The following is a 25,424-nucleotide window of genomic DNA, read 5'->3' on the forward strand; positions in this document are numbered from 1 at the left end:
CTGAAGTGGAAATCGGCATTGTTTGGCTGCCAAACATCATCCTTGCCATTATCCTTGTACTTAATGGTCACCGGTTTATCGGTAAATTTATCGCACGGTGTAAAGCCGTTGTCTAAAGCGGTAACGTAGGCAAAGGGCTTAAACGTTGAGCCCGCCTGGCGTTTGGCCTGGTTAACGTGATCATAGTTGAAAAATTTATGGTCGATGCCGCCTACCCAAACTTTTATTTTACCGGTAGATGGCTCCATGGTCATCATCCCGGTGTTCAGGATCTTCGTGTAATATCTGATAGAATCTACACTGGAGAAGGTGGTGTCTTTATCACCATTCCAGGTAAAAACGGTCATTTGCTTTTTCTTTGCAAAGTAGGCGTTTATCTGTGTGGTATCGCCTTTGTATTTTTTGGTCAGCAGCTTATATATCGGCAGGCGCTGCTCTGCCTTTAACATAAAATCTTTGATCTCAACACCCTTCGAATCGCGCCAGGGGTTTTTATTGCCCCATAAGTTGTTAAAGCGTTTTTGCAGCATCTTCATTTTTTGCGCCACGGCTTCTTCGGCATATTGCTGAAGTTTAGAGTCGATGGTGGTATAAATCTTCAGGCCATCCTCGTAAAGGTTATAATCATTTTGCTTGCACCATTTGTCCAGCCACTTTTCTACCGCCCGGCGGATGTAAGAGTCTTCCTGTCCGGACTTTTCCACATAACTCAGGTCCAGGCCTATCGGCTTTTGTACTTCTACCTCGTAAGCGGCTTTGCTCAGGTAGCCATACTTTTGCATTTGGCTTAATGCAACATTACGGCGCTCAGTGGCCTTCTCTGGATTGCTGATTGGGTTATAAGTTGATGTTGCCTTAAGCATACCCACCAATGTAGCTGCTTCGGCCGGGGTAACGGCATCCGGTGTTTTATTGAAATACTTAAGCGTAGCGGTTTTTATTCCGTACGAATTGTTGCCGAACGGAACTGTATTTAAATAAAGGGTAATGATCTGTTGCTTGCTGTACAGGCGCTCAATCTTGAACGCGGTAAGCCACTCCTTAAACTTAAATACGATAGTTTTTAAAACTGGCACGTGGCTGATAATTCCCTGAGATTTGCGCTTGCGCGTGCTGAACAGGTTTTTGGCCAGCTGCTGGGTAATCGTACTGCCGCCGCGGCGCTCCCCTTTGGCGGTAGAGAGCATACTGGTAGCAAACGCATAGAAATCTACCCCATGGTGTTTGTAAAAGCGGGCATCTTCGGTAGCTACCAGCGCGTTGATCAGATTATGGGAGATGCTTTTAAAATCTACAGGTGACCGGTTTTCTTTGTAGAAGCGGCCTATTAATTTACCGTCGGCAGTGTAAACTTCAGACGAGAGCGACATGGTAGGCGTTTTTATATCCTGCATATCGGGCGAGTAGCCAAACAGCCAAAGGAAGTTTAATTCAATGGCACAAAAAAAGATGATTATGAAATATATAAATACGGTGAAATATCTTAGAAACCGGTTCTTTATTTCTCTGAACATTGGGTAAAGATGTAAAATTAACCGCCCAATTCATAGCGGGTTATAGACAAAAGTTAACAACGCAATTTTAGTGAGTAAATTTTAAGTTAAGAAAAAGATTAGGGTAATTATTTACAGGGCAGTAAAAACCATTAATCGGTAAAACTAATTGCGAGCAGCGGCATTATTGATATATGAAACAATGCCAAATACTGATGATATTATTAATAATGCTAAGTAAGGCCGGCGTTGCCCAAAACCTGTTTGAGGCTGCCGCATTTGGTCGTAATCAACCTATCGGCGTTACGGTAGCGCCTAAAAGCAACAGGCTGTTTGTTTCATTTCCGCATACGGACCCGTATTTATATGGCCTTACCGAGATAGTAGACGGCAACCGCGTGCCCTATCCTAATATGGAATGGAACAAAGTAGATACTACCAATACGCAGAACCATTTTGTAAATGTGCAGGACCTGTATGCCGACTTTAACAATAACCTTTGGGTGCTCGACTCGGCGCCGGGCGGTGGAGCCTCGGTGATAGGTAATGGCAATGCCAGGCAGGGCCAGTTTAAGCTGTTAAGGATCGATTTGGCCGATAATAAAGTTAAACAGGTGTATACCTTTGATGACCTGCCAAAAGATAAAAGCGCGCTAAACGATATGGTGATTGATAACACCCGGCAATTAGCCTACCTGTCAGATCCGGGTTTGCACGCCATCGTGGTGCTTGACCTGGCCACCGGTAAAAGCCGTATGGTGCTTAAGGATGATAAGTCTACCTTAGCCGCTCCGGGCTTTAATCTGCACCTGGATGGCAAAGATGTGATCGACCAGCAAGGAAAACCTTTTGTATCCAACGTCAACGGAATAGCCTTAACAGCAGATTGCAAGTGGTTCTATTTCCGTGCTATTAACCAAACCAAATTGTACCGCATAGCAACGGAGCAATTAGCTGATAAAGCATTAAGTGATGCAGATCTGTCAGCCAAAGTAGCGATAGTGGCCGAAACCGGCGTTTGCCACGGAATGATAGCGGATGCGAAAGGTAATATTTACTTGAGTGATTCGCCTAACCATGCTATTAAGTACGTAACGCCTGATGGTCAATTGAAAACACTAGTAACCGATAAGCGCCTTATCTGGCCGGACTCTTTTGGAATAGGGAACGATGGTTACCTGTATTTGAGCGCCTCGCAAATGAACCGGTTGCCAAAGTATAACGATGGGCAAAACAAAGTAGAATATCCTTACAGGGTTTATAAGGTTAAGCTACCGTAAACCGTTCTTCGGTATGCAGGGATAGTACTGATACTTCGTCCCCTACACTTAGGGTACCAAAACCGGTACTCACCACGTTTTGGCCAAAAAGTATTTTGGTGCCTTTGCGGCGATAGCCGGCCAGCGTTTTCAGTGGTTCTTTATTTTTTTGCCCGGTAAGCTGGTCAATTGTTGTCATCACACAACGGGCGCAAAGTTTAACACCGTATAAGTTTATCTCATTGATGATGATTTGCGCCATCGTGTCTTCCGCATAAGGCTCGCCGCCGGTAAAGACAATATTCGGCCGGAAGCGGTCCATGTTTAACCGTTCGTCAAGCCTTGCGTTAAGGTCATCTAAAGATGCCTGGCCGATAAGCAGCAATGGATAAGCGTCGGAAAAAGAGGTAATGGTACCTGTTTGAGTATATCTTGGATCGGTAGGCCGCAAGGAGTCATCTGCCATGTAAACCAGCCTGCAATCAATCCCTAATTTTTGCGTAAACCAGGCGTCGGCTTCATCGCTTACCAACTGCCCCGTACAGGTGTCATCCCAAATGGTTACTTGTACTATTTCTGTTTTTTGCGGCTGGAAGGGGATCAGAACCGAAGTTTCGTCTAAACTGAAACTTATCCTTACGCCATCGTCTGCCAATGCGGTTTTGCATAATGCCATCTGTGCGTGTTCGCGCTGAGACAGGAAACGGTTTTCGGAATCTACCAGCATCCAGCGGCGATCATACTGAAGCCCGCGGCTGGTAAGGGCCGAACTTTGCATTGAAATGCCACCAAGGGATTTAACCGGATAAATAAAGAGCTCGCTAATCTGAAGCATCCGGTAAAAATAAAGCATTGCCATGTAAAGGCACAATAATTTACAAGTTAAACCATTGCGCAGCGGCCTAAATTACATGCACCATTTATTAATTGCCGCCATAGCTTCTGAAGAGCCGAAAGTGGCTGCCTTATTCAAATCGACACAGGCACCGGTTTTATCGCCACGTTCTGCCTTGATGGTGCCGCGATTGAGGTAAGCCCTTGCGTTTTGCGGGTTAAGACTGATGATCTTACTCAAATCGGCAATGGCACCATTCCAATCCTTCAGGTTGATCCTCGCATTTGAACGGGCAACATACACCGCCTCGTTTGCAGGCGCCATTTTTATAGCCATATCAAAATCCTTATTCATGGCTGCGATATCGCCGGTGTAACTTTCGGCCAGGCCGCGTTTGGCATAAGCCTTAAAGTTTTTCGGGTTCAGCAGCAACACATTAATATAATCGTAAATAGCACCGTTGTATTCCTTTTTCGCAACTTTCAGGTCACCACGAGACAGATAGGCTTCGTCGTTAGCATCGTTAAGTACAATGGCCTTATTCAAATCTTCCAGCGCTTTATCATACTCTTTAAGGGCCATGTAGCTGTTGCCGCGGTTCATGTATGCCTCAGAGGAATTTGGCGACATTTTTATAGCATCGTCATGGTCATCAATGGCGCCAATATTATCGCCAAGCTGGCTTTTAGCTACCCCGCGTAAACTGTAAAATATTACATTTTTAGGATTGATGGCTATGCCGTTGTTCAGCACCTCTAACGCCTGCCTGCTGCGGCCTGCTGCAATAAGCATCTTTGCATATTCAATGTACAGGTCGTTGTTTTGCGGTATCACATCAATGGCCTTTTTGTAATCGGCAAAGCTGCCCTCGGTGTTACCCATTGCGGCTTTAGCGGCAGCACGGTGCAGGTAAGCATCGGCGTTTTGAGCGAATACTTCTATTGATTTGTTATAAAAATCTATCGCCTCCTGGTATCGTTTCTGGCCAGCCTTGATATCGCCGCTACCCAGGTAAGCGTAGTTGGCGGTAGGGGTGATACGTATGGCGTTGGCAAAATCTGCCAGCGCACCGACCGAATCTCTTGAGCCAAGTTTAGCTTTAGCGCGCGAAACGTACCCGTACCCATTTTTCGGGTTTATGCGTAACGCGGTGTCGGCATCACTTACAGCGGCTTTAAAATCCTTTATCTTCACCCGCAGATCCGCACGGTTTTGATAGGCCTCGTCATATTTAGGGTTCAGCTTTACGGCTTTGCTGTAATCTGCTAAGGCTGCGTCATTATCATCTGCATTACCCTGTGCAATGGCGCGGCCCATGTACAGCTCGGCCTTGTTTGGTGATGCCAATATGGCTTTGGTAAAAAAGTCCACAGCGCTTTTACTTTCGCCCATGTTGCTCTGTGCATTAGCCAGATAATGATATAGCTCTGGTAGTTTTGGGTTTAATTCGGCGGCTTTCAAATAATCTGCAACCGCCGGTGCATACTGTTTAATGTTGCTTTCGGCATTGGCGCGGTAAAACCAGGCCTCGGCATTATTGGGATCCAGGCGAATGGCTATGCTATAATCGGCAATGGCACCTTTATGATCGTTTAGGTTTGTTTTTGAGTTTGCCCGGTAAAAAATAAGCTTTGGGTCAGTTGGTTTAATCCGTACGGCAATGTCGTAATCGGCAATAGCCTCTTTGTTTTGATTAAGGTTGGCTTTGGCTACGCCCCTGTACTCATAAAGTTCGGCATTGTTAGGCTGCAGGGTAATAGCCCTGGTAAAATCTTCTACTGCGCCCTGGTAGTCTTTATTATTGCTTTTTGCATTGGCGCGGTAATGCCAGGCATCAACGATGCCTTGATTAATTTCGAGCGTTTTGCTAAAATCGGCAATGGCGGCACTGTTGTTATTTAAGTTGCTGTAGGCGTTGGCACGGTACAAGTACGCATTAGCATCACGAGGGCTCAGGCTGATGGCCTTTGTAAAATCGGCAATGGCGCCATTGTAATCTTTAAGGTTGGCTTTGGCATTACCGCTTTGCAGGTAAGCATCGGCGCTTTGGCCAAAGCAATAAATGGGCAGCAGGAATATAATTACGATTAGTCGCTTCATTAATTTTTCTTATTCAAATGCGCCTAATATACGCAAAACAACCGCCGCGGGGTTGCAAGTTAAAGTAAATATTGCGGTTTTTACCTGCGCGTTAACACTACTATTCGTAGCAGTTATACGGTTAATTTAAACAAAAAAGCACAGCATAATAATGCTGTGCTTACTATATTGTTTTGCTGCTTTTATTAATCGAGGCCGCCGCGGCGGTTAGCCTTGGTTTGCGCCGGCCACTTGGCAGGTGCCGTAAGTGTCACCTTATCGCGGGGCATTTTCGCCGGGTCTTCGCTGGCCATGTAAGCCAAAATTGCGGTTAAAATGGCGTTGCTGCGCAAATCATCAAACACCACCTTATCATAAGTATCACGATTAGTGTGCCATGTATAATTACCGTACGACCAGCTGTTAGATCCTAATGAAAAGCCCGGCGCACCAACTGCTACGAACGATGCAAAATCCGAACCGCCGCCGCCCGGTGTGCCCGGGAAGTTGGTTTTAATTTGATGGCGGATGGTGTCTGGTACAAAATTTAGCCACTTGGTGATCAGCTCGCCTGCGCCGGTAAAGCCTTGCCCGCTAATATTTACCACACGGCCGGTACCGTTATCCTGGTTAAATAAAGCCTGCAAATTGGCCACAACTTCGGGGTGATCTTCGACAAACGCTCTTGAACCGTTCAGGCCCTGTTCTTCGCTTGCCCAGTGGCCTACCAGAATAGTACGTTTAGGGTTAGGGTAGATCTTTTTAAGGATACGCATTGCCTCCATCATGGTTAATGTGCCGGTACCGTTGTCGGTAGCGCCAGATCCCCCGTCCCATGAATCAAAGTGGGCCGAAAGCATCACATATTCGTTCGGCTTCTCTTTACCCTTTATTTCTCCAACCACATTAAAGGTTGGTACAACGCCCAATTCCTTTGACTCGGCCTGGATGGTGATCTTCGGTTTTTCACCGCCTTCTATAAGGCGGTAAAGCAAACCGTAATCTTCTAGAGCGATATCAACTGTAGGTGTTTTTTTAGTGTAGGCGCTAAAGATCTTATCAACTCCAAAACCGGCAGACCATGTGTTGGTGATAACGCCCGCTGCGCCGGCATTCTCTAATGCAACCGGCAGTGTACGCGCAGTGAAACCGGTATTGCTGATGCGTTTGCGCCATGCAGCAGTTTGTGCGGCACGTGCATCCTTCATTTTAGTGAATGATTCGTTCAACGCAAATTCTTTCCAATTATCGTCTGGCCGGCCGGTTGGCTGGTTCATAGATACCATTACAAATTTGCCCTTAACGTTTGGCAGCCATTGTTGAAAAGCAACTGAGTCGGCCAGTTCAGGTAAAATGATCACCTCGGCAGTAACAGGTTTTTTTGTACCGGGGCTCCAGGCAAGCTGCGTACCTTCTAAAGATTTAACACGGGGCGACACCATATCTATGTGCGAGATGCCGCGTTGCCAGCCGCGCCACTCGCCCCATTTTTCCTGACGGGCGGTGATACCCCATCCTTTATATTTCTCCAGCGCCCATTTGCCGGCCTGATCATATTGAGGTGTGCCTACCAAACGCGGGCCAACGCCGTCAAACAGTTCATGTGCAAGTTTTTCTAATTGTGAATTGTCTGTAGCTTCTTTTACGATGCCGGCTACAACGGCATTTTGCGATTGGGCAAAAACCTGCCCGCCCGAACATACCGCCGAAATAAGCAGCATTTTAGCCACGAGTTTAGCGTTGGCCATTTGTAATAAGTTTAGTGTGGTTTTCATAAAGCGAATGTAATAAAAAGCGAAGTTTAAAATTACTAGCCGTAATGTTTATCGTGTAAAAACACTGTAGTATTCAGCTTTATGTACACATCTAATTTCATTTTTTTAAAACTTATATCACTTATTACCATTTGATAGATAGTAATTTAACTATACTAATAATGGCACAATTGGATGTTCAGCCTAAACGTAAAGGCCCCGTATGGATCTGGTTAATATTTTTAATACTTGCTTTGGGCGTTGCATTTTTGCTTTGGAAAGGCTGCAACCGTACCGCGCCTTTAAAGGTAGACCAAGCCGACTCTGTAGCTAACGATACCGTAGTAACAGGCGGTGCGCCGGCAGCTGCAACCACGCAGCCAGATTGGAACGCTATTGACTTTACCATCCCTAAATCCAGCTACGAAGAAATTACCGATACGGCCATAGTCGTGCGGGGTAATCAAAAATATACCATCTACAGCCTTGGTGAAAATGTATTATTTGCGCCGGATGCCAGTACCATCCAGTCATCAGCAGAAGACAAATTAAAAATCATCTCTGCATCGTTAGCTAAACGTTTTAAAAACTCCCAGATAGGCATTTACGGGCACACCGATTCGACCGGGACAGCCGGCCACAATAAAGCTTTGGGTGCCGACCGCGCCAACGCTGTAAAAAACTGGATGGTTACTAACGGGGGATTTGATGCAGCAAAACTTTCTATTCACTCTGTTGGCGAAACCAAGCCGCTTGCACCAAACGCCACTAACAAAGGCCGCGCGCAAAATAGGAGCGTAGAGATAGTGGCGTTTCCGGATAGTACTGCAAACTAAGTTAGATTTTTAAATAACCATAAATATGGAACCTGAAGAAAACGTTAACTACTACCGGCATTTAGAGGCCCTTGGCGACAGTGATTTTGAGATTGTTGACGGCCAGCCGGACATACAGGGCTGGGATATTGAAAATAGTGAAAAGGTAAAGATAGGTGAGGTAGATGACCTGTTGTTTGATCCTGAGACGAGGAAGGTACGCTACATTGTTTTAGATACCGAGAACAACGATCTTGACCTGGAGGACGGCCATGTGCTGATACCGATTGGTGTAGCAGAACTGCATGAGAATAACGATACGGTAATGATACCTAACGTAACCGCTAAGCAATTAGCTTCATTACCATTATACGAGCGCGGCCGTGGCATCACTGCCGATATTGAGGAAGAGATAAGAAAGGTATTTACCGCGCCAGACAATTTAGCATTTGCTCCCAAGGAAGATTTTTACGATCACGAGCATTTTAACGAAACCAAATTCTACGGCAAACGCAAACCCATTGTGGCCGAAGATCATTTACTTACCCAGGGTGGCAACCACTTACTTACCGAAGGCGGTAACCATTTGCTGACAGAAGGTGAAGATGCACAGCCACCTGAAGACAGCGCCGAAAATCAAAAGTATAACCGGGATAACATTATTCCATAGTAATTAAAAAGGCTTCGATATCGAAGCTTTTTTAATTTTGATCTGTTTGGATTACGTACGCGGTCTTTTAGGGTTATAGGCAACTAAAAAATTGAGATCGCCGGCGGTAATGCCGCGCTTATCCAATTGTTGCTCTTCATTACTAAAAGATTGGTTCAACCGTTCTTTAATGGCGTGATAAACCTGCACCATTACTTCAGGCAATAACCTGCTGGCAATGGTAGGGTAGTAATCTTTTTGCAGCTTAGACCTTTCGGCATCTGTGGCTACGCTAAATTCCCATACATCATCTGTTTTAAAGCCATGTTCTTTGGCAGTGTTCATCAAATCATACAGGTACAACCTGGTTTGATCTTCTATGGCTTTTTCATTCATGTTATTTTTTTTTAGGGTTTACGGACAGATCTGAAGATGACGAACCCTTACCCGATTGGTAAGACGATTGTTTTTTAGTGCCGGCTTCGGCAGGCTTTTTCTTAACCTCTTTATTAGATTTTTTTTCTTTGGCCATGGTATTGATATTGGCAGGCACCTATATCCCGGTAAAGTGTGGCAGCGCCTGATATTGGTGATTTTAGAAGCGGGATTTAATAAATATAACTTTATTTATTGACTATCAACCTGTTTTAAAAATTATTTTATTTATTACTTAAGGTAAAGCGCCGCTAATGAGATAGTTAACATGTAAAATAAAAGTTGAGCCATTTAAAGTACAGTTAAACACGGTTAATTATAAGAAAATGCCAATAATTTTAGCTACCTTGCCTACTTATTAATAAATATATAATGCAAAAAGAAGGAACTGTAAAGTTTTTCAACGCCACTAAAGGTTTTGGATTCATTTCACAGAGTGATAACAGAAGCGATGTTTTTGTTCACTCAACTGGTCTAATCGACGAAATTCGCGAAAATGATAGCGTAACGTTCGATGTAGAAGAAGGCCGTAAAGGTCTTACCGCGGTAAATGTAAAAGTAGTTTAACAAATCACTATAAAATTTAATCGTAATGCACCTACTCGAAAGAGTAGGTGCTTTTTTGTTCAAAAATAATTATTCACAAATCCCTCATCAAAATATGGCAAAATCGCAGGCAACTTTCATGAAAAAACAATTAGAGAAGAACCGGCAAAAAAAGAAAGAAGATAAAGCAATGCGTAAGCAGGAGCGTAAAGATAACCCAACAGGAAGCGACCTGGACAGCATGATTGCTTATGTAAACGAGTTTGGCGAGATCGTATCAACGCCGCCCGAAAAAAGTTAACGGCAAAAGGCATTACTTTAATGCCTTTAAAATTGCCTTACCCCAAAATTGCCCTAACTGCGCCGCCCCGTTTGCGTTTGGGTGCAGGTAAAAAACACCCTGGCGGCCCTGTTCTGGCTGCAAAGCAGTATTATAATTCTTTTTGAACCAGGCAAACCCATCCTTATCGCCAATAAATACATGGCCGGGATGTGTTATGCGGTAATCCTTATTAAGGCCGTCAATCTCTGTAAAATACGATTGCAGCCTGGTTAACCCCTCGGCCAGGTACATAGCGCCATTGTAGGTGTTTGGGCTGTACCAAATAGGGTGGTTGATCACTATTTTACTGTCCGGATAGCGCTTCAATAAACTGTCAATAATAATCTTAAGGTTAGCCCGGTAAGCAGATGTTGCTACCGGCGCACCATGGGTACCTTTTATGGCGCTATCATTAGTGCCCAGCATTATTGAAAATACTAATTGCGAATTGTTTACTTTATAAAAGCTATCCGCCGCTCTCTGTGCATTCTGATATTCTTTTTGGCCCGGCAAAAAATCAAGTGTAGTACGGCCGGATACACCAGCGTTGGCTTGCATAACTGTAACTCCCGGCATTTTTGCCTTTAAATATTCCAGCGCGTAAACAGAGGGTTGTAAAGTAGCATTGTTAGCTCCTTGTGTGATGCTATCGCCAATAAAAACAATATTAAGTTTTTTAACGTCTGTAAACTTAAAAGCCAGCAGAAAAACGGAGAGCATTGCAAGGCTTATGATGTGGATAGTGCTTTTTCTCATAGCAGTAACATAATACTGCAAGTTAGGCAAAATCAATTTGTAACTAAAGCGCAGGTTTTAAGAGGTGTGTAGCTATCATAAATAGCTTGTTGATAAAAGCCCTTATTTGCTGTAGCAGGTTCACCGGCCTAAATTGTTCAGGGATAATTATATCTGGTTTATCCCGCCCTTGAGTGGGGTTATCTATTTCTTGCATTTCCTCCAGGATACTTTCCCTTATAGCCGGATCGCGGTTCACAATCTCGTCCAGTTCAATCAGGTCATTAAAAGAAGCGTTTCCGTTTCGCTGCTTCCTGATCAGGATGTTATAACGTTCCTGCGAGAAGGTAAGCCTGATGAGTGGTCTGTTGCTTTTCATATTAACCGGTAATCTCTTAACATTCCGCAAATGCGATGCCATCGTTTTAACTTATTGATAATAAGTTATCTATAAAATTATATTTAACTTATACTATCCGCTTATGACACGTGCAACCGTACGTTTTCGGCCGGTTTTGCGTATAGTTTTACTGCTTTATTGCTCTGTGGTTATCAATAAATTGTTTTATTTTAGAACAATCTTTAAAAAATTGAAAACTGCTCACCCTTTCTGGTCTGTCACTGTCTTTCTGATATTGTTCAATGCGCTGCAGGCTTGCAACCCGTCAAACAAAAACGGTAGTGCCGTCCGGCTTTCAAAGGGTAATGATACCTCGCAGATAAGCAAGCTCATCGCCAGGGGGAATGATCTTCAAAGTTCAGATGTCGATTCACTTTTGCCAATAAAAGACGAGCTTTTTTACCTGGGTAACGCCACCAACAACAACAAAGCGCTATTGTACTCGCAAATTTATTACGCGGAATACTGCTGGATGAAAGCCAAGCATACGTTGGCTATGCAAACAGCTATAAAGGCCCTGAATGATGCCGAACGCTGGCAGATCAAAGAAGCCCTGCCCGAGTTATATGGTGTTATAGCCAACCTGCATAAAGAAAGCCGTAATTATGAGCAGGCATTTATGGCGGTAGATAAGGGTATACAAGCAGCCCGCGATAATCGCGATACAGCCGAACTCATATCGGCGTTAGGCAACAAGGCCATGTTTACCCATGGATATTATATGTTTCATGATATCCCCCAGAATGACCATACCAGCCTGGGCCTACAACTGGCGGCATTAAAAATTGCCGAAACCAGCCCAAAATATGAGAGCATTCGCATCAGGTTTTACAACAACATCGCGCAAACCTACAAGGAACGTAAAGACTATACCAAAGCTTTGTACTACGGAGACAAAGCAGTTGCCCTTGCAAACAAGTATAACCGCCCCCGTTCATTAACCTACTCTTACTGCTGGTTGGGCGAGGCCTATTTTTATATGGGACAGCGTGATAAGGGGCTTCAGTATTTAAACAAGGCACTTACAATTTCTAAAGAAATTAGGGAACCATACCGTACTATGGAGATCAACGCATCTATCAATGATGCGTATACATTTGCCGGTGACTATAAAGAGGCCATGGCGGCGTACAAAAAATATGTTCATTTACGGGATTCACTGGCGGTGGTAAACAACTCAAAACAGTTGAGCGAATTACAAATAAGATTTGAAAATGAGCAAAAGGATAAGCAAATAGCGATTTTAAATAAGCTGAACAGGCTTAACCGACAGTATGTTTGGGTAGTGGCAATATCCGCATTGATATTTTTGGGCTTGTTCATCCTCATATTGGTACAGTACTTCATTATCCGTAAAAGCAATAAACAGGTTAATGAGAAAAACGATGGCTTAAAAGACGCTTTGCTTAAAATCGCTTTTATTCAATCGCATGAGATCAGAAAGCCCTTATCTACACTGTTAGGTATTATGAATCTGATCAAAGAAGATAAGTATATAGCCGACCGCGAGATCCTGATGATGGCCGAACGCTCTGCGCTTGATCTGGATACAAAGATCTGCCAGATTATTAGTGAAGTAGAGAAAAGGTAAAAATTCGATAACAAAACAAATGGCCTTTGCATCTGCAAAGGCCATTTGTTTTTAAGTAAAGATTAAATTTTGAAACAGGCTAGTTTATCGGTTTCAGGATCCGTTCCCAGCGGATGCGTTTAAGAGGTGAGGCAGTACTGTCACTGCTCATGAAGGTGATCATCGCCTTGCCAATGATATGATCTTCGGGCACCATACCCCAATAGCGCGAATCCTCAGAATTGTGGCGATTGTCGCCCATCATCCAATAGTAATTCATTTTGAATGTGTAGCTGTTGGCTTTCTTATTATTGATAAGGATGTCTTTCCCCTTAACTTCAACTTTGTTCTGCTCATAAAGTTCTATATCCCGTTTGTACAAAGCGATAGTCGAATCGTTAAGTGCAATGGTCATACCTTTTTTGGGCATCAGCAACGGCCCGTAATTGTCCAGGTTCCACTTGAATTTTTCGTTATGCGGGTATATAGCCGGATCAAATGTACCTCTGGTAGCGATGACGGGTTTAATAGACTTGATGTTAGAATAACCCTTAAACTCGTTGTAACTATCTGTCGGGATGATCATCACATAGTCGGTTGTGCTTAACTGTTGGTATACCTCAATTTTTAGGTTCTGTAGCATCTCCGGGTTAAGGTTGTTACCGTCGGTACTTACCAAGTAGGATGTTTGGGCCTTTGGTGCGTTATTAACCAGTTTCCCATTAATGTAAACCCGGCTGTCCACAATCGCCAGCACATCGCCCGGCGTGGCAATACAGCGTTTAATGAGGTTGGTGCGAATATCTACAGCCCGGTTGTAATGCGGGTCGGCTTCTTCAGGTTTATTAAAAACAACGATGTCCTGCTTTTTTACCTCTGAAATACCCGGCAAACGGAAATAAGGCAGTTTGACGCCATCCCAGTAGGTTTTAAATCCGTAAACGGTGCTTTCTGTAAAAGGGATAGCTACCGGGGTGAATGGCATACGCGGGCCGTAACTTATTTTACTGACAAACAAGTAATCGCCGGTCAGCAGCGTGCCTTCCATCGAGCCAGATGGTATAGCATACGCCGAAAATAATAATCCGCGGATAATGGTAGACACCACAACCGCGAAGACAATGGCGTCTAACCACTCGCGCGTCTTGCTTTTTTTTACAGCTGCGGTGTCAGATTTTTTACGCGAAAAGAATTTCCAATTCATAGGTTTTAAGTTTTAATTGAGCATTGCGTAGATTTTTGACCGTAAAGCGCCTTAATTGTTACAATAGTTTGGTTAAAAATTACAGTAATCATTACTTTTAGCTATCATTATCAACCTATGTTAAGACGTGATTTCGTAAAGCTATCGGCAGCCGGTGCTGCTTCCGTAATATTCAGCAGGCTGACTCACGCCGCTGTACCAGGCAATTCTCTGATCAATCACCCGGACGAAGCCTGGGCTATGACCGGCGATAAATGGGTGCGGTTAGTTAAAAATGGTGCGGCTTTTGCCTTCCGGGATATCAGTGTTACGCTTAAAACCAGCGGTAACGGGCAGGCCGTGTACGTGCAGGCGCCGGATACAGAGCTACAGGCCATTAAGCTTAGGTGGAAACACGATACATCGCGCTACACCAGCGTTTTAGGTGACCACTTTGAACGCTCATACGGAGACCTGGCCTGGAAACAACCGGACGCTAATTCAAAAGATCCGTGGTATGCATTACTGTTTGATGGAAAGCAAACGGCCTGCTTCGGCGTTAAAACAGGTTGTAATGCCATTTGCTTTTGGCAGGTTAAAAGCGATGGGTTAGAATTGACCCTGGATACGCACAGCGGTGGGGTAGGTGTTAAGCTGGGCCAGCGCAAACTGCATGCTGCTGATATTGTGACCATGATGAGCCGTGCCGCCGAAAACCCTTATTTTACAGCAACCCGCTTTTGTAAATTAATGTGCACCAGGCCGCTGTTGCCCAAACAGCCGGTTTACGGTATAAATGATTGGTATGTGGTTTACGGCAATAATTCTTACGAAACAATCAAGGCGCAAACACAGGCTATGGCCGAGTTTGTGACGGATCATAACAACAAGCCATTTTCTGTAATTGACGACGGATGGCAGCAGCCCGACGATTTTTCGATAGTTAACGACAAGTTTAAGGATATGCACAAAATGGCCGACGAGATAAAAGGCCTGGGCATGCGCCCCGGTTTATGGACAAGGCCATTAATAGCACGGCTGGATGATAAACCGGGAATGTTAGCACCAACCATCCGCGGCCGGGATGATGCAAAAGCGCCGATACTTGACCCAACCATCCCCGAAACCATTGAGCGCGTTAAACGCAACATGGCATTGTACAAGCAATGGGGCTACCACATGGTTAAGCACGACTTTACATCATATGACATTTTTGGCAAATGGGGTATGCGCATGACGGATAACTTTACCCAACCCGGGTGGAAATACAATGACCAGACGAAAACCAATGCCGAGATCATCAACAATCTATACAAGGCGATCCGCCAGTCGGCGAGTGACATGTATATTATTGGTTGCAATACCATGAGCCACTTATCGGCCGGCTTGTTTGAACTGAACCGGATAGGCGATGATACCAGCGGCAAAGAGTGGCCGCGCACTAAAAAGATGGGCGTAAACACGCTGGGTTTCCGCCTGCCGCAAAACAATACTTTTTATGCTGCCGACGGCGACTGCGTGGGCATAACCAAGGATGTTGCCTGGGAGAAAAGTAAGCAATGGCTGCAATTGGTTGCAGAAAGCGGCTCGCCGTTGTTCATATCTGCAGAGGTAGGCATATTGGACGCCGACCGGAAAGCAGCCATCAAAACAGCGTTTGCACAAGCCGCAAAGGTACAGCCAAATGGCGAACCGTTAGACTGGCTTACTAACCCTTTCCCGCATAAATGGAAACTGAATAATCGGGAGGTAGATTTTAATTGGGATTGATTAGTTTTACTTAACCAATTACCAGTAAACTTATGCACAGCTTACCAGGTAAAAATCTCTACCTGGCGATGGTTCGTCGGTATGTCATTTGAATACTAAGTTGATGCGAAAGAAAGTGACCGGGGCCTAAAGGAAACCGGTTGGGAAAAGTAGCTATTACTTTCTTTTGCTTGCTTTAGCCGTTTTGTTGTATGCCAAAGCCTTTGCTATCCAGTAATTAAAGTCGGTTTTGTGTATCAGTACATCCTCGTGTATAAATACGTACCCTTTAGCTGTTCTGTCTCGCTGCATCATTGGCCTTACGCCGTCAAGTTCAAGCATAACCTCCAACTCTGCCGGGTTGATGCGGCAGAGCATTTCGTGTTTGTTCACGCAGATGCATAGTTTGTCATCAACCAAAAAGCAGATACCGCCAAACATTTTTTTCTCCTCCACCTGCGGCAGATGCATCAATGCTTCGCGCACCCGGTTAATAAGATCTTCGTTAACCACCTTTTAAAATCAAAAGTTAAAAATCAATCAATAATACTGGTTACAGCTTACTCACTACTCCACCGTAATTTCGTCGGCAAAAATGTACGACGGGCTGCCTTTGCTTTCATGCCAGTCGGGCAGTGGGCCATACTGTTTTGCAATTACTTTAATATACCGGGTCCGGATATTTAAAGCGGCAGGGTACTCCTGTGTTTGGGGTGTAAGTTCTTTTACGTCTATTTTGCTGTTTACAGATGCAGCCAGCCTGTAATTTTTACCATCTTCAGATGTCCAGTATTCCACTGTTTTTGGGAAAACTATCCATGAGCGTGTGTCCTGCAATGCTCCGATGCTCACTTGTTTCACACTTTTTATCTGCCCCATATCAACGATAGCCTCCAGGTCCTTATTTTGATAGCCCTGCCAGTTGCCTAAGCGCCAGTTAGCTGTTCCATGTATGCCGTTAATCAGCGTTTCATCGCCCTGGGCTGCGTAATTGGGCAGGTATTTATTTGTAAGCGTTAACTTTAAATCGCCGCGCACCTTCGTAAAGGTGGCAACATCTACAAAGCTGCTTTTACCATTATTAACAGCTATGGCCTTAACCGTGGCGTTTGACGATATGATAAGTTTTTTGGTATATAACGATGAGTTCACTGTAGGTGTGCTGCCATCCACTGTGTAATAGATCTTGGCCAGGGTATCGGCACATTTAATTTCTATGCTAATAGCCTGCTTAAAGGTTTTAACGCCGCTTAAAATGTATGGATTCGGTACAATCAACTCATCAGTTATCCTGGATGTTGGTTTCTCCAGGTCCTGCACAAAAAGCTTATTGGCCAGCCGGCCGGTAAACACCTCAAAATCGCCGCCGTTGGCAATGGTTTCATAATCCAGGTAAAGTTTGTTGTAACTCTTTTTATCGAGGTTTAAACCCTGCAGGTACACGTTCGACCGGCTGACTGTAGCACCCGGGTTATTGATGTTGAAGCGTTTGCCGTTCTCCATTCTGATAATAATGCTTTCAAATTGAGGGATGCCCAGTTGAAACTGCTGCTGGCCAGGGGCGATATTATAAAAGCCCATGCAACTCATTACATACCAGGCCGACATCTGCCCGCAATCTTCATTTCCCGACAGGCCATCGACAGCTGCAGTGTACTGCTCGTTGATGATCTTATTGATATAATATTGCGTTTTATCGGGCGAATTGGTAAAGTTGTACAAGTAGGCAATATGGTGGCTTGGTTCGTTACCATGCGCGTACTGGCCTATCAGCCCGGTCACATCATCCTGCTGGCGGCCGCTCAGTTTTTCTGTATTGCTAAAGAGGCCATCCAGCTTTATTTCGAAATTAAGCCGACCGCCCATTGCATTTATTAACCCCTCAACATCCTGCGGGACCAAAAACGAGTATTGCCAGGCATTACCTTCTGTATAATTATTGTTGATCTCCGTTGGTTCAAAAGGGGTATACCATCCGCCGTTATCCCGCGCCTGCATAAAATTATTTTCGTTGTTGTGCTGGTTTTTCCAATACTGGGCGCGCTTGATGTATTCGCTGTAGTCTTGCGGTTTGTTCAGCATTTTAGCCATTTGTGCAATACACCAGTCATCGTAAGCGTACTCCAGCGTTTTGGATACCGACTCGTGCTCCACATCGGCATTTACCACACCGGTGTTGCGGTAATTATCCAGCCCAAACTGGTTGCGGTTAACAGCGGCCTTCATGGCGCTAAAAGCTTTTTCCGCATCAAAATCACGGATCCCCTTGGCGTAAGCATCTACAATAACCGGTATGGAGTGGTTACCAACCATGCAAAAGGTTTCGTTAGATGCCAGCGGCCAAATAGGTAACAGCTTACCCTGGTCATACATGGCCAGGAAGCTTTTAATGAAATCTGACGTGCGCTTACGGTCTATCAGCGTGAGCAAAGGGTTTTCTGCACGGAAGGTATCCCATAACGAAAAAACAGTATAGTATGTAAAGCCGTTAGCGGTATGGATCTGCTGGTCCATGCCCCGATACTGTCCGTCTACATCGTTGTAGACATTCGGAGCCAGCATACAATGGTATAAAGCCGAATAAAAAATGATCTGTTTTATCTTAGCATGATCTGGCACAACAGGTGGTTTTTTCTGCGGATTTGCATTGGGGTAGCCAAAGGCGTTATAAGTGCGGCTTTCTGCCTGCTGCTGGGGCATAGGCGGCGCGCCGCCCGTTACCTGGATCTTGTTCAGTTCGGTATTCCAGATGTTGCGGGTAGCTTTGGCAACTTTTTTAAAATCGAAATCGGGCACTTCGGTGTCCAGGTTCTTAAGCGCCCCATCGGCACTTACGGATGAGATACCGACTTTAGATATGACATCGCCGGGGTTATCAAACTGCACATACATTTTAATATTTTTACCCTGAACTTTTTTCTCGCCCTGTTGTATCTGATCGTTCAGCGCGATGCCGTAAGTTTTAAACGGTTTAGAAAACTTGGCATAAAAATACAGGTGCTGGTCTGTCGCCCATGATTTAGAACGGCGGTAGCCGCGGATCTCGTGATCATTCACCACCTCTATCCAGGAGTCGAGCACTTCATCCCGGTGCTGCAGGTCGATAATTATATTAGCTTGTGGTGTAGCAGGGTAGTTGTATTTATGCATCCCAACGCGTGTGGTAGCGGTAAGTTCTACACCTATATTATACTTGTTGAGTTTGGTTTTATAATATCCCGGCGATGCATCCTCATTTTTTTTTGTAAAGCCCGACCGGTAATCTGTATTGCTCAACTTTGGTGTGCCTGTGGTTGGCATAAACAATACATCGCAATAATCGGCTATTCCGGTGCCACTAAGGTGGGTATGCGAAAAGCCGTAAACAGTTGTATCCGAATAGTGGTAGCCCGATGAGCCATCCCAACCCTCCAAACGCGTGTCCGGGCTTAATTGCACCATTCCGAATGGCGCTACGGCGCCAGGATAAGTATGCCCATGGCCGCCGGTACCTATAAACGGATCGACGTATTGGGTAAGTTCTTTAATTTTTAGCGGTTTTTCCTTTTCCTTTTTTTGCGCAGATGCGTTTAAAAGCACCAACATGCAAACTACAACAGCAGTACCACGTAAAATCAATCTCATTTAGTTAAGCTTATTAGTATTCACTAACGCAAAATAGTAAGATTTATTGAATAGAGGGGAAGATGTGCGTAAGTGTGGATTAGGCTGAGCAAATATATAAATGCGCCGGTGCTGGTAAATGAGTTAAACAACAATCCGGCTTATTACGTTTAAAAATCCTGCTTCAAAAATTAATCTTCAATATCAAACTTGTCAGCATCCTTTAAAAAGGGCAGTGCACGGCGGGCCTTTAAAACTTCATCGCCAATGATAGAAAAGGTGTAGACATCCTCCTCATCGCGCTTATAATAAACTACATTGCCGTTGGGATCGATACAAGTTGAATCGCCGGAATGGTAAACCTCATTACCGTCATGGCCTACGCGGTTCACGCCGATAACATAGCTTTGATTTTCTACTGCACGGGCCGGGATAAGCGTACGCCAGTGCAGTGCGCGGCGTTCCGGCCAGTTAGCTACAATCAACAGCAAGTCGTAATCCTCATCAACATTACGCATCCACACCGGAAAGCGCAGGTCGTAACAGATCATCGGGCAAATTTTCCAGCCTTTTAACTCAACTATCAGCTTTTTGGTGCCTGCGGTGTAAGTTTGGTGTTCTTTACCCAGTGCAAAAAGGTGGCGTTTATCATAGTGTTCGTAGCTGCCATCGGGCCTCATCCATATTAAACGGTTGTAGAATTTACCATCTTGTTTGATGATTAGCGTACCTGTAACCACACAATCGAATTTCTTAGCGGTCGCTTCCATCCATTGCATTGTTTTGCCGCCCATTTCTTCGGCAAGGGTATCCGCATTCATGCTAAAGCCGGTGTTGAACATTTCCGGCAGGATGATGAGGTTGGTTTTTTCGCGAATGCCGGATAACCTTAAAGATATATTTTGCAGGTTTTTATCAATGTTTTCCCAAAATAAATATCCCTGGTAAATGGTGATTTTCAGATTATCCATAATTGATGGTTTCGGCAATAATTAATTTATACGTAAACGTTGCGGTAAGGTTAAACCTTAATCAGTTTATCAACGGCATTATCTAAAGTTTCTTGCCTTTTAGCGAAACAAAACCGCAAGATATGCCTGTCAATCCCTTTGCGGTAAAAGGCTGATACAGGTATTGCGGCTACCCCAAATTCTTTGGTAAGGCGGATGGCAAAATCGGTATCCTTCTCATCTGTGATTGCGTCATAAGCGACCGATTGAAAGTAGGAACCTGCACAAGGCAGCAGCTTAAAACGTGTGTTTTGCAGCCCGGCCCTAAAGTAATCGCGCTTTTGTTGGAAAAATGCAGGAAGGTCAAGGTAAGTATGCTCGTCCTTTAGGTATTCGGCAATCGCATATTGCACAGGTGTGTTTACACTAAAAACCAAAAACTGGTGAATTTTCCTGAACTCCTGGGTAAGATAAGCAGGGGCGAGGCAGTAACCCATTTTCCAACCGGTGGCATGGAATGTTTTGCCGAACGATGAAATGATGAAACTGCGCTGCTGCAATTCGGGATAGCGGGCCATGCTGTGGTGTACTTCACCATCAAACACCAGGTGCTCGTACACCTCATCGCTTAGTATTAGTATGTCCTGGTTCTTAACCAGTGCGCTTAGCTCATCAATATCTTCCTTGCTTAGTATAGTAGCGGTTGGGTTATGCGGCGAGTTAAGGATGATCATCCGGGTTTTATTGTTGATCAGCCTTTTTACCATATCCCACGCAATGCGGTAGTTTGGTGGTTCCAGTTCCAATGACTTTACTACGCCGCCCATAAGTTTTATAGCGGGTGCATAGCAATCATAAGCAGGTTCAAAAATGATCACCTCATCGTTAGGGTGTATAACAGCGCTGATAGCAGTAAATATAGCTTGGGTGCCGCCGGCGGTAATCGTTATATCGGTATCCGGGTTGTAAACGCTGCCGTAAAGCCTCTCTGTTTTGGCAGCGATCTGCTCGCGCAGGGCCATAACACCGGCCATTGGCGCGTACTGGTTATGACCATTTTGCATGGCCTTATTAACCAGTTCAACGAGTTGGGGGCTGCAGTCGTAATCCGGAAATCCCTGTGATAAATTGATAGCGCCGGTTTCATTTGCCAGCGCAGACATGGTAGTGAATATCGTCGTCCCGGTTTGCGGTAATTTTGAAATTACAGGTATCATTAAGGGCTAAAATAGCCAAAAAAGCCCATAAGGCTAGTTTTTGTTGAAAAAATCAGTGCTGAAATAAGTCCTTATGGCATTACATACCCAGCAGCTTTTTCTTCTGCGCGTCGTACTCTCCCTGGGTTAAGGCTCCGCTATCCAGCAACTTTTTCAGCTTGGCTATTTCGTCGGCCACGCTCATTACGGGCGGCGCCGCAACACTACCGGGCTGATTGCTGCAAGGGATAACCTCGCAGGTTTGTATGGCATCGTCAATAGTTAAATTGAAATTTACCGGTGCATCGGCCCTGACGGCAAATACAACTTTTTGCGCGCCATTCATCCTTGACGATTTGATGCCTTTAACTATCACCGCTGTATTAGCGTAGGTTTTGTCGATGTTTAACTGATCGCCGCGCTGTTGTTTGTGTGCCAGAAACGCACCTACGCCGCCCATTTGCATGTAATTGAAAGACCCGTAAGGTGCCGAACCGCGGCCGAGCTTTACCGTATCGCCAATTTTATAGGTAACACCATTGGTGGCTTTATAGTCGTTCATTTTTTGCGCGCTGGCGGCCGTCGATACTACGAGCAAGGCAAATAGCAAAAGTTTTTTCATTGATTTAAAGTTTAGGTATCGTTAATAGTGCAATAGATATAATTACAAAAATGTTATTTGCGCGAGATACACAGCATTCTCTTGCCAGAGCGGCGCGTGACGGGGTTCCCGGGAAAAATCCGGTTGCAGAGCATTTTTCATGTTAACCCATGTTTTTTATAAATAATTATTAATCAGTTATTTATAAAATAATTTGAAAAAAAGTGTAAACCTTTGTTAATAGTTGTACGCTTTTTTTGTGGATGAGTGGCTACAATAAGCAATGTTAATTAAACGTCCTTTTACAAGCCTGGTCCGAAATAATTGCGGTTAACATCCCTGGTTTTATACCTAATAGTTACCTTAGTGAAATGAAAATTTTCAAGCCCCTTTTTGCTGCCTTATTTATCGCTTCTGCCTTGTCATGCAACTCGTCAAAAACGCCGGGTGTGCCCGTTGTTGGGTTTGTTGATGCGTTTGAGGATGCCACCATTGCCCAGGCTAAAAATGGCTTTGTAGATGCGCTTAAAAAAGGCGGATATAGTGAAGATCAAAAGAACATCAGGATAGAATACCGTAACGCCCAGGGCAGCATACCTACACTTACACAAATAGTTAATTATTTTGTGTCAGAGGGGGTAGATCTGCTGGCAACTTCCACCACGCTATCAACCGTTGCCGCCATCCAAAAAACAAAAACCATCCCTATCTTCCAGATGGTATCACCAACGCCAGGAAGGATGAAGGTTACCGGTGCTAACGGCAAAGCGCCGGCAAATCTATTCGGCACAATGGAAGACCTTAACTATATCGATACCTCCTTTGCGCTTATCCCTCAGCTGATTAAAGCTAAAGGAAGCCCGTTAACCGTCGGGATGATCTTCAATCAGTCGGAACCACAATCTGCGGATGCCCTGGAACGGATAAAAGGCCTGGCAGCAAAACTAAATATAAAGGTTATTGCCCTGCCGCTCAATTCATCTGCCGATGCGCAGCTGGTAACACAAGCGCTGCTGTCAAAAAACATTGACGCATTTTTTGCCAACCCGGATAATACTGTGTTTGCTGCCTTTGAAACTATCCTGAAGAGCTGTAATGAAAAAAATGTACCCATTTTTACAAGTGAAGCAGGTTTGGTACAACGGGGTGCCGTAGCTGCCTTTGGTGCCGATATTTATCAATGGGGCTATCAATCCGGCGTGCAGGCAGCCCAATATTTAAAAACACACCAAACGGGCGGTTTGCGGTTGGAGATGGTGAAAATCCGTAAGCGTGTATACAACGCGGCAGCCGCTAAAAAGTATAAAATCATCATCCCATCAGGCTTTGAAGCCGTAAAGTAATATGGATTTTTATTTAACCGCTTTAATACAAGGCCTTTGTTTTGCAGGGATCGCCTTCGGTATCTATATATCGATGAAGGTCTTCAATATCCCCGATATCACTACCGACGGCAGTTATACCCTCGGTGGAGTAGTTACCGGCGCTATGCTAACTCATAATCAGCCCGGGTACCTCATTTTGCCTGCGGTTGTTTTGGCCGGTGCACTGGCCGGTGCACTTACCGGCGTTATCCATACTAAATTAAAGATCAACGCGCTGCTTGCCGGCATCCTGGTGATGACCGCCCTATACTCCATCAACCTTACTATTCTGGGCCGTTCTAACATGCCATTACTTAGCATGCCTAATCTTTTTACGCTGCTTAACATCACGGCCAATGTCAATCAAAATTCCCTGCTTATCCTGGTATGTTTTGTAACAGTGATAACGCTGCTAATAGGCTACCTGTTAAAAACCGACTTTGGCATTGCCATGCGCGCAACTGGTAATAGTGAACCTATGATACGCGCTCTTGGGGTAAATACCGACCGAATGAAGATCATTGGTCTGGCGATAGCTAACGCACTTACAGCGCTGAGTGGATATTTAATAGCACAGCAGCAGGGTTTCGCAGATATCAGCATGGGTATCGGTATTGTAATAGTAGGGTTAGGGTCAGTCATCATAGCCGAAAGTATAATTAATTGGCTGCAGCTAACATCAGTATGGTTAAGCTTGCTGTTAGTGTTATGCGGAGCCATTGTTTTTCAATTTGTGCTTGCCCTAACGCTTAACATTGGCGTAGATGCCAATCTGCTAAAGTTAGTCACGGCACTATTTGTATTGATAATTGTTGGCTTACCACGTTTAACCACTAAAAAAGGATGATCGAGATCCAATCCGTCGGCAAAACATTTAACACTGGCAAGCCCAACCAGGTAACTGCGCTTAATAATGTGTCGCTTAATATACAGGCAGGCGAATTTGTAGTCATTGTTGGTACTAATGGATCGGGTAAAACCACACTGCTTAATTTGATAGCCGGAAACCTGTTGCCCGACTCCGGTAAGGTGATTATTGAAGGTAATGATGCAACCCGCCTGCGGGAATACCAGCGTAGTAAATGGATAGCGCGGATCTTTCAAAACCCGTTGTCGGGTACTGCGGCAGATCTGAGCATCATAGATAACTTTAGGCTGGCTGCCATACGTACCAGATCAAAGGGACTATCTATTGGTAAAAATGATGCATTTAAAAAATTGGTAAAAGAAAAGATAGCCGGGCTGGGCATGGGATTAGAGGATAAGATAGAGCAGCCAATCGGTACGCTATCGGGAGGGCAAAGACAGGCGCTTACTTTGTTGATGAGCGTAATGGATAACTGCAAGATCTTATTATTAGATGAACCCACTGCCGCACTCGACCCTAAATCGGCAGATAATGTGATGCGTATTGCCGACGGGCTGATCAAACAGTTTGGAATAACAGCCATACTGGTAACGCACAATTTGAAGGACGCGGCAAACTACGGTTCGCGGATCATCCAAATGGGCGAGGGGGCAGTGTTGAAAGATGTGCAGACCGATGGAAAATTAAATTTAAAGCAAAATGACCTATTCGATTGGTTTAGCTAAATAGTGGCAAAATAATTGTATTGCCATTAGCACCATGAAGAACAATACATTTGAAAATATATTCGACGCTTACCAGTTAGTGAGCGGCGCAAAAATAAAAAGCAAAAATCACGACGAGATTTATGAACTGGGCGGTTATGACGGTAATAAACGCGGTTACACGCTATATGCTTTCGAAGACGGCGTAAGGTTTGAAGATTTCAGCGTTATTATTTCAGAGAACGAACTGATGAATAACTATCTGATTGAAAAAAACAAAATGCCGTTGATTCAAAGATTAGCAGCTTAAATAA

General features: G+C 44.6%; 25 protein-coding genes. 11 read left to right on the plus strand and 14 right to left on the minus strand.

Features of this window, described 5'->3' with window-relative positions; genetic code table 11:
* A partial coding sequence (locus ACE5CV_RS11660) for a transglycosylase domain-containing protein (protein WP_374950351.1) occupies positions 1-1,514 on the minus strand: 1,514 nt, incomplete at its 3' end.
* Between the two features lie 194 nt (positions 1,515-1,708).
* Here ACE5CV_RS11660 and ACE5CV_RS11665 point away from each other — a divergent pair.
* Positions 1,709-2,773 (plus strand): L-dopachrome tautomerase-related protein, encoded by a 1,065-nt coding sequence (locus ACE5CV_RS11665; RefSeq protein ID WP_374950352.1) that lies wholly within the window; start codon positions 1,709-1,711, stop codon positions 2,771-2,773.
* On the opposite strand, the gene ACE5CV_RS11670 is transcribed toward ACE5CV_RS11665, so the two are convergent.
* The 3 genes from ACE5CV_RS11670 to ACE5CV_RS11680 all read right to left on the minus strand — a co-directional run bounded on the left by ACE5CV_RS11670 (position 2,760) and on the right by ACE5CV_RS11680 (position 7,441).
* The gene (locus tag ACE5CV_RS11670) at positions 2,760-3,587 is read right to left on the minus strand and encodes an MOSC domain-containing protein (RefSeq protein WP_374950353.1); all 828 of its coding nucleotides are present in this window, start codon (positions 3,585-3,587) and stop codon (positions 2,760-2,762) included. The two genes, ACE5CV_RS11665 and ACE5CV_RS11670, sit on opposite strands and share 14 nt — an antisense overlap.
* A 72-nt stretch (positions 3,588-3,659) precedes the next feature.
* Positions 3,660-5,687: a tetratricopeptide repeat protein gene (locus tag ACE5CV_RS11675; RefSeq protein WP_374950354.1), complete on the minus strand. Its 2,028-nt coding sequence runs from the start codon at positions 5,685-5,687 to the stop codon at positions 3,660-3,662.
* Positions 5,688-5,872: 185 nt separating this feature from the next.
* Positions 5,873-7,441 carry a M20/M25/M40 family metallo-hydrolase gene (locus ACE5CV_RS11680; RefSeq protein ID WP_374950355.1) on the minus strand — a complete coding sequence of 523 codons (1,569 nt, stop codon included), beginning with the start codon at positions 7,439-7,441 and terminating at the stop codon, positions 5,873-5,875.
* 161 nt (positions 7,442-7,602) lie between these two features.
* Here ACE5CV_RS11680 and ACE5CV_RS11685 point away from each other — a divergent pair, with 161 nt between their 5' ends.
* Together ACE5CV_RS11685 and ACE5CV_RS11690 are read left to right on the plus strand one after the other, a co-directional pair.
* Positions 7,603-8,256 carry an OmpA family protein gene (locus ACE5CV_RS11685; RefSeq protein WP_374950356.1) on the plus strand — a complete coding sequence of 218 codons (654 nt, stop codon included), beginning with the start codon at positions 7,603-7,605 and terminating at the stop codon, positions 8,254-8,256.
* Positions 8,257-8,281: 25 nt separating this feature from the next.
* Positions 8,282-8,905, plus strand: a complete 624-nt coding sequence (locus ACE5CV_RS11690; RefSeq protein WP_374950357.1) for a PRC-barrel domain-containing protein — start codon at positions 8,282-8,284, stop codon at positions 8,903-8,905.
* Positions 8,906-8,956: 51 nt separating this feature from the next.
* On the opposite strand, the gene ACE5CV_RS11695 is transcribed toward ACE5CV_RS11690, so the two are convergent.
* Positions 8,957-9,280: a hypothetical protein gene (locus ACE5CV_RS11695; RefSeq protein WP_374950358.1), complete on the minus strand. Its 324-nt coding sequence runs from the start codon at positions 9,278-9,280 to the stop codon at positions 8,957-8,959.
* A gap of 1 nt (position 9,281) precedes the next feature.
* Positions 9,282-9,416, minus strand: coding sequence for a hypothetical protein (locus tag ACE5CV_RS11700; RefSeq protein ID WP_374950359.1), 135 nt, complete (start codon positions 9,414-9,416; stop codon positions 9,282-9,284).
* A 275-nt stretch (positions 9,417-9,691) separates the two neighbouring features.
* On the opposite strand from ACE5CV_RS11700, the gene ACE5CV_RS11705 reads away from it, so the two are divergent.
* Together ACE5CV_RS11705 and ACE5CV_RS11710 are read left to right on the plus strand one after the other, a co-directional pair.
* A complete protein-coding gene (locus ACE5CV_RS11705; RefSeq protein WP_374950360.1) occupies positions 9,692-9,886 on the plus strand; it encodes a cold-shock protein in 195 nt (64 codons plus the stop codon).
* Positions 9,887-9,980: 94 nt separating this feature from the next.
* Positions 9,981-10,166, plus strand: a complete 186-nt coding sequence (locus ACE5CV_RS11710) for a hypothetical protein (protein ID WP_374950361.1) — start codon at positions 9,981-9,983, stop codon at positions 10,164-10,166.
* Between the two features lie 12 nt (positions 10,167-10,178).
* Here ACE5CV_RS11710 and ACE5CV_RS11715 read toward each other — a convergent pair whose 3' ends face one another.
* Together ACE5CV_RS11715 and ACE5CV_RS11720 are read right to left on the minus strand one after the other, a co-directional pair.
* The gene (locus tag ACE5CV_RS11715; RefSeq protein ID WP_374950362.1) at positions 10,179-10,943 is read right to left on the minus strand and encodes a GDSL-type esterase/lipase family protein; all 765 of its coding nucleotides are present in this window, start codon (positions 10,941-10,943) and stop codon (positions 10,179-10,181) included.
* Positions 10,944-10,986: 43 nt separating this feature from the next.
* The gene (locus ACE5CV_RS11720) at positions 10,987-11,301 is read right to left on the minus strand and encodes a hypothetical protein (protein ID WP_374950363.1); all 315 of its coding nucleotides are present in this window, start codon (positions 11,299-11,301) and stop codon (positions 10,987-10,989) included.
* 211 nt (positions 11,302-11,512) lie between these two features.
* Here ACE5CV_RS11720 and ACE5CV_RS11725 point away from each other — a divergent pair, with 211 nt between their 5' ends.
* Positions 11,513-12,913, plus strand: a complete 1,401-nt coding sequence (locus tag ACE5CV_RS11725; protein WP_374950364.1) for a tetratricopeptide repeat protein — start codon at positions 11,513-11,515, stop codon at positions 12,911-12,913.
* Positions 12,914-12,992: 79 nt separating this feature from the next.
* On the opposite strand, the gene lepB is transcribed toward ACE5CV_RS11725, so the two are convergent.
* Complete coding sequence (gene lepB / locus ACE5CV_RS11730; protein WP_374950365.1) at positions 12,993-14,096, minus strand: signal peptidase I; 1,104 nt, start codon at positions 14,094-14,096, stop codon at positions 12,993-12,995.
* Between the two features lie 117 nt (positions 14,097-14,213).
* Here lepB and ACE5CV_RS11735 point away from each other — a divergent pair, with 117 nt between their 5' ends.
* Positions 14,214-15,845 (plus strand): hypothetical protein, encoded by a 1,632-nt coding sequence (locus tag ACE5CV_RS11735; RefSeq protein WP_374950366.1) that lies wholly within the window; start codon positions 14,214-14,216, stop codon positions 15,843-15,845.
* Positions 15,846-16,001: 156 nt separating this feature from the next.
* On the opposite strand, the gene ACE5CV_RS11740 is transcribed toward ACE5CV_RS11735, so the two are convergent.
* From ACE5CV_RS11740 to ACE5CV_RS11760, 5 genes are all read right to left on the minus strand, one after another.
* Positions 16,002-16,337: a TfoX/Sxy family protein gene (locus tag ACE5CV_RS11740; RefSeq protein ID WP_374950367.1), complete on the minus strand. Its 336-nt coding sequence runs from the start codon at positions 16,335-16,337 to the stop codon at positions 16,002-16,004.
* 54 nt (positions 16,338-16,391) lie between these two features.
* A complete protein-coding gene (locus ACE5CV_RS11745; protein ID WP_374950368.1) occupies positions 16,392-19,448 on the minus strand; it encodes a GH92 family glycosyl hydrolase in 3,057 nt (1,018 codons plus the stop codon).
* 170 nt (positions 19,449-19,618) lie between these two features.
* Positions 19,619-20,398: an amidohydrolase gene (locus ACE5CV_RS11750; protein WP_374950369.1), complete on the minus strand. Its 780-nt coding sequence runs from the start codon at positions 20,396-20,398 to the stop codon at positions 19,619-19,621.
* 50 nt (positions 20,399-20,448) lie between these two features.
* Complete coding sequence (locus tag ACE5CV_RS11755) at positions 20,449-21,594, minus strand: methionine aminotransferase (protein WP_374950370.1); 1,146 nt, start codon at positions 21,592-21,594, stop codon at positions 20,449-20,451.
* 79 nt (positions 21,595-21,673) lie between these two features.
* Positions 21,674-22,195: an SHOCT domain-containing protein gene (locus ACE5CV_RS11760; RefSeq protein WP_374950371.1), complete on the minus strand. Its 522-nt coding sequence runs from the start codon at positions 22,193-22,195 to the stop codon at positions 21,674-21,676.
* A gap of 350 nt (positions 22,196-22,545) precedes the next feature.
* Between ACE5CV_RS11760 and ACE5CV_RS11765 the strand changes: the two genes are divergently transcribed.
* Genes ACE5CV_RS11765 through ACE5CV_RS11780 form a run of 4 tightly spaced genes read left to right on the plus strand, consistent with a single transcriptional unit; the run spans position 22,546 to position 25,420 of the window.
* Positions 22,546-23,517, plus strand: a complete 972-nt coding sequence (locus ACE5CV_RS11765) for an ABC transporter substrate-binding protein (protein ID WP_374950372.1) — start codon at positions 22,546-22,548, stop codon at positions 23,515-23,517.
* Position 23,518: 1 nt separating this feature from the next.
* Positions 23,519-24,385 carry an ABC transporter permease gene (locus ACE5CV_RS11770; protein ID WP_374950373.1) on the plus strand — a complete coding sequence of 289 codons (867 nt, stop codon included), beginning with the start codon at positions 23,519-23,521 and terminating at the stop codon, positions 24,383-24,385.
* Positions 24,382-25,131, plus strand: a complete 750-nt coding sequence (locus ACE5CV_RS11775; protein ID WP_374950374.1) for an ABC transporter ATP-binding protein — start codon at positions 24,382-24,384, stop codon at positions 25,129-25,131. Before ACE5CV_RS11770 ends, ACE5CV_RS11775 begins: the two co-directional genes overlap by 4 nt.
* A gap of 34 nt (positions 25,132-25,165) precedes the next feature.
* Positions 25,166-25,420, plus strand: coding sequence for a hypothetical protein (locus ACE5CV_RS11780; protein WP_374950375.1), 255 nt, complete (start codon positions 25,166-25,168; stop codon positions 25,418-25,420).
* Positions 25,421-25,424: the final 4 nt, after the last annotated feature.

It is taken from the genome of Mucilaginibacter sp. (assembly GCF_964263795.1).
Lineage (GTDB): Bacteria > Bacteroidota > Bacteroidia > Sphingobacteriales > Sphingobacteriaceae > Mucilaginibacter.

Coding starts and splice junctions, on each gene's coding strand:
- ACE5CV_RS11665 (WP_374950352.1), top strand. CDS start 1,709: ATGATATTATTAATAATGCTAAGTAAGGCCGGCGTTGCCCAAAACCTG.
- ACE5CV_RS11670 (WP_374950353.1), bottom strand. CDS start 3,587: ATGCTTCAGATTAGCGAGCTCTTTATTTATCCGGTTAAATCCCTTGGT.
- ACE5CV_RS11675 (WP_374950354.1), bottom strand. CDS start 5,687: ATGAAGCGACTAATCGTAATTATATTCCTGCTGCCCATTTATTGCTTT.
- ACE5CV_RS11680 (WP_374950355.1), bottom strand. CDS start 7,441: ATGAAAACCACACTAAACTTATTACAAATGGCCAACGCTAAACTCGTG.
- ACE5CV_RS11685 (WP_374950356.1), top strand. CDS start 7,603: ATGGCACAATTGGATGTTCAGCCTAAACGTAAAGGCCCCGTATGGATC.
- ACE5CV_RS11690 (WP_374950357.1), top strand. CDS start 8,282: ATGGAACCTGAAGAAAACGTTAACTACTACCGGCATTTAGAGGCCCTT.
- ACE5CV_RS11695 (WP_374950358.1), bottom strand. CDS start 9,280: ATGAATGAAAAAGCCATAGAAGATCAAACCAGGTTGTACCTGTATGAT.
- ACE5CV_RS11700 (WP_374950359.1), bottom strand. CDS start 9,416: ATGGCCAAAGAAAAAAAATCTAATAAAGAGGTTAAGAAAAAGCCTGCC.
- ACE5CV_RS11705 (WP_374950360.1), top strand. CDS start 9,692: ATGCAAAAAGAAGGAACTGTAAAGTTTTTCAACGCCACTAAAGGTTTT.
- ACE5CV_RS11710 (WP_374950361.1), top strand. CDS start 9,981: ATGGCAAAATCGCAGGCAACTTTCATGAAAAAACAATTAGAGAAGAAC.
- ACE5CV_RS11715 (WP_374950362.1), bottom strand. CDS start 10,943: ATGAGAAAAAGCACTATCCACATCATAAGCCTTGCAATGCTCTCCGTT.
- ACE5CV_RS11720 (WP_374950363.1), bottom strand. CDS start 11,301: ATGAAAAGCAACAGACCACTCATCAGGCTTACCTTCTCGCAGGAACGT.
- lepB (WP_374950365.1), bottom strand. CDS start 14,096: ATGAATTGGAAATTCTTTTCGCGTAAAAAATCTGACACCGCAGCTGTA.
- ACE5CV_RS11735 (WP_374950366.1), top strand. CDS start 14,214: ATGTTAAGACGTGATTTCGTAAAGCTATCGGCAGCCGGTGCTGCTTCC.
- ACE5CV_RS11745 (WP_374950368.1), bottom strand. CDS start 19,448: ATGAGATTGATTTTACGTGGTACTGCTGTTGTAGTTTGCATGTTGGTG.
- ACE5CV_RS11750 (WP_374950369.1), bottom strand. CDS start 20,398: ATGGATAATCTGAAAATCACCATTTACCAGGGATATTTATTTTGGGAA.
- ACE5CV_RS11755 (WP_374950370.1), bottom strand. CDS start 21,594: ATGATACCTGTAATTTCAAAATTACCGCAAACCGGGACGACGATATTC.
- ACE5CV_RS11760 (WP_374950371.1), bottom strand. CDS start 22,195: ATGAAAAAACTTTTGCTATTTGCCTTGCTCGTAGTATCGACGGCCGCC.
- ACE5CV_RS11765 (WP_374950372.1), top strand. CDS start 22,546: ATGAAAATTTTCAAGCCCCTTTTTGCTGCCTTATTTATCGCTTCTGCC.
- ACE5CV_RS11770 (WP_374950373.1), top strand. CDS start 23,519: ATGGATTTTTATTTAACCGCTTTAATACAAGGCCTTTGTTTTGCAGGG.
- ACE5CV_RS11775 (WP_374950374.1), top strand. CDS start 24,382: ATGATCGAGATCCAATCCGTCGGCAAAACATTTAACACTGGCAAGCCC.
- ACE5CV_RS11780 (WP_374950375.1), top strand. CDS start 25,166: ATGAAGAACAATACATTTGAAAATATATTCGACGCTTACCAGTTAGTG.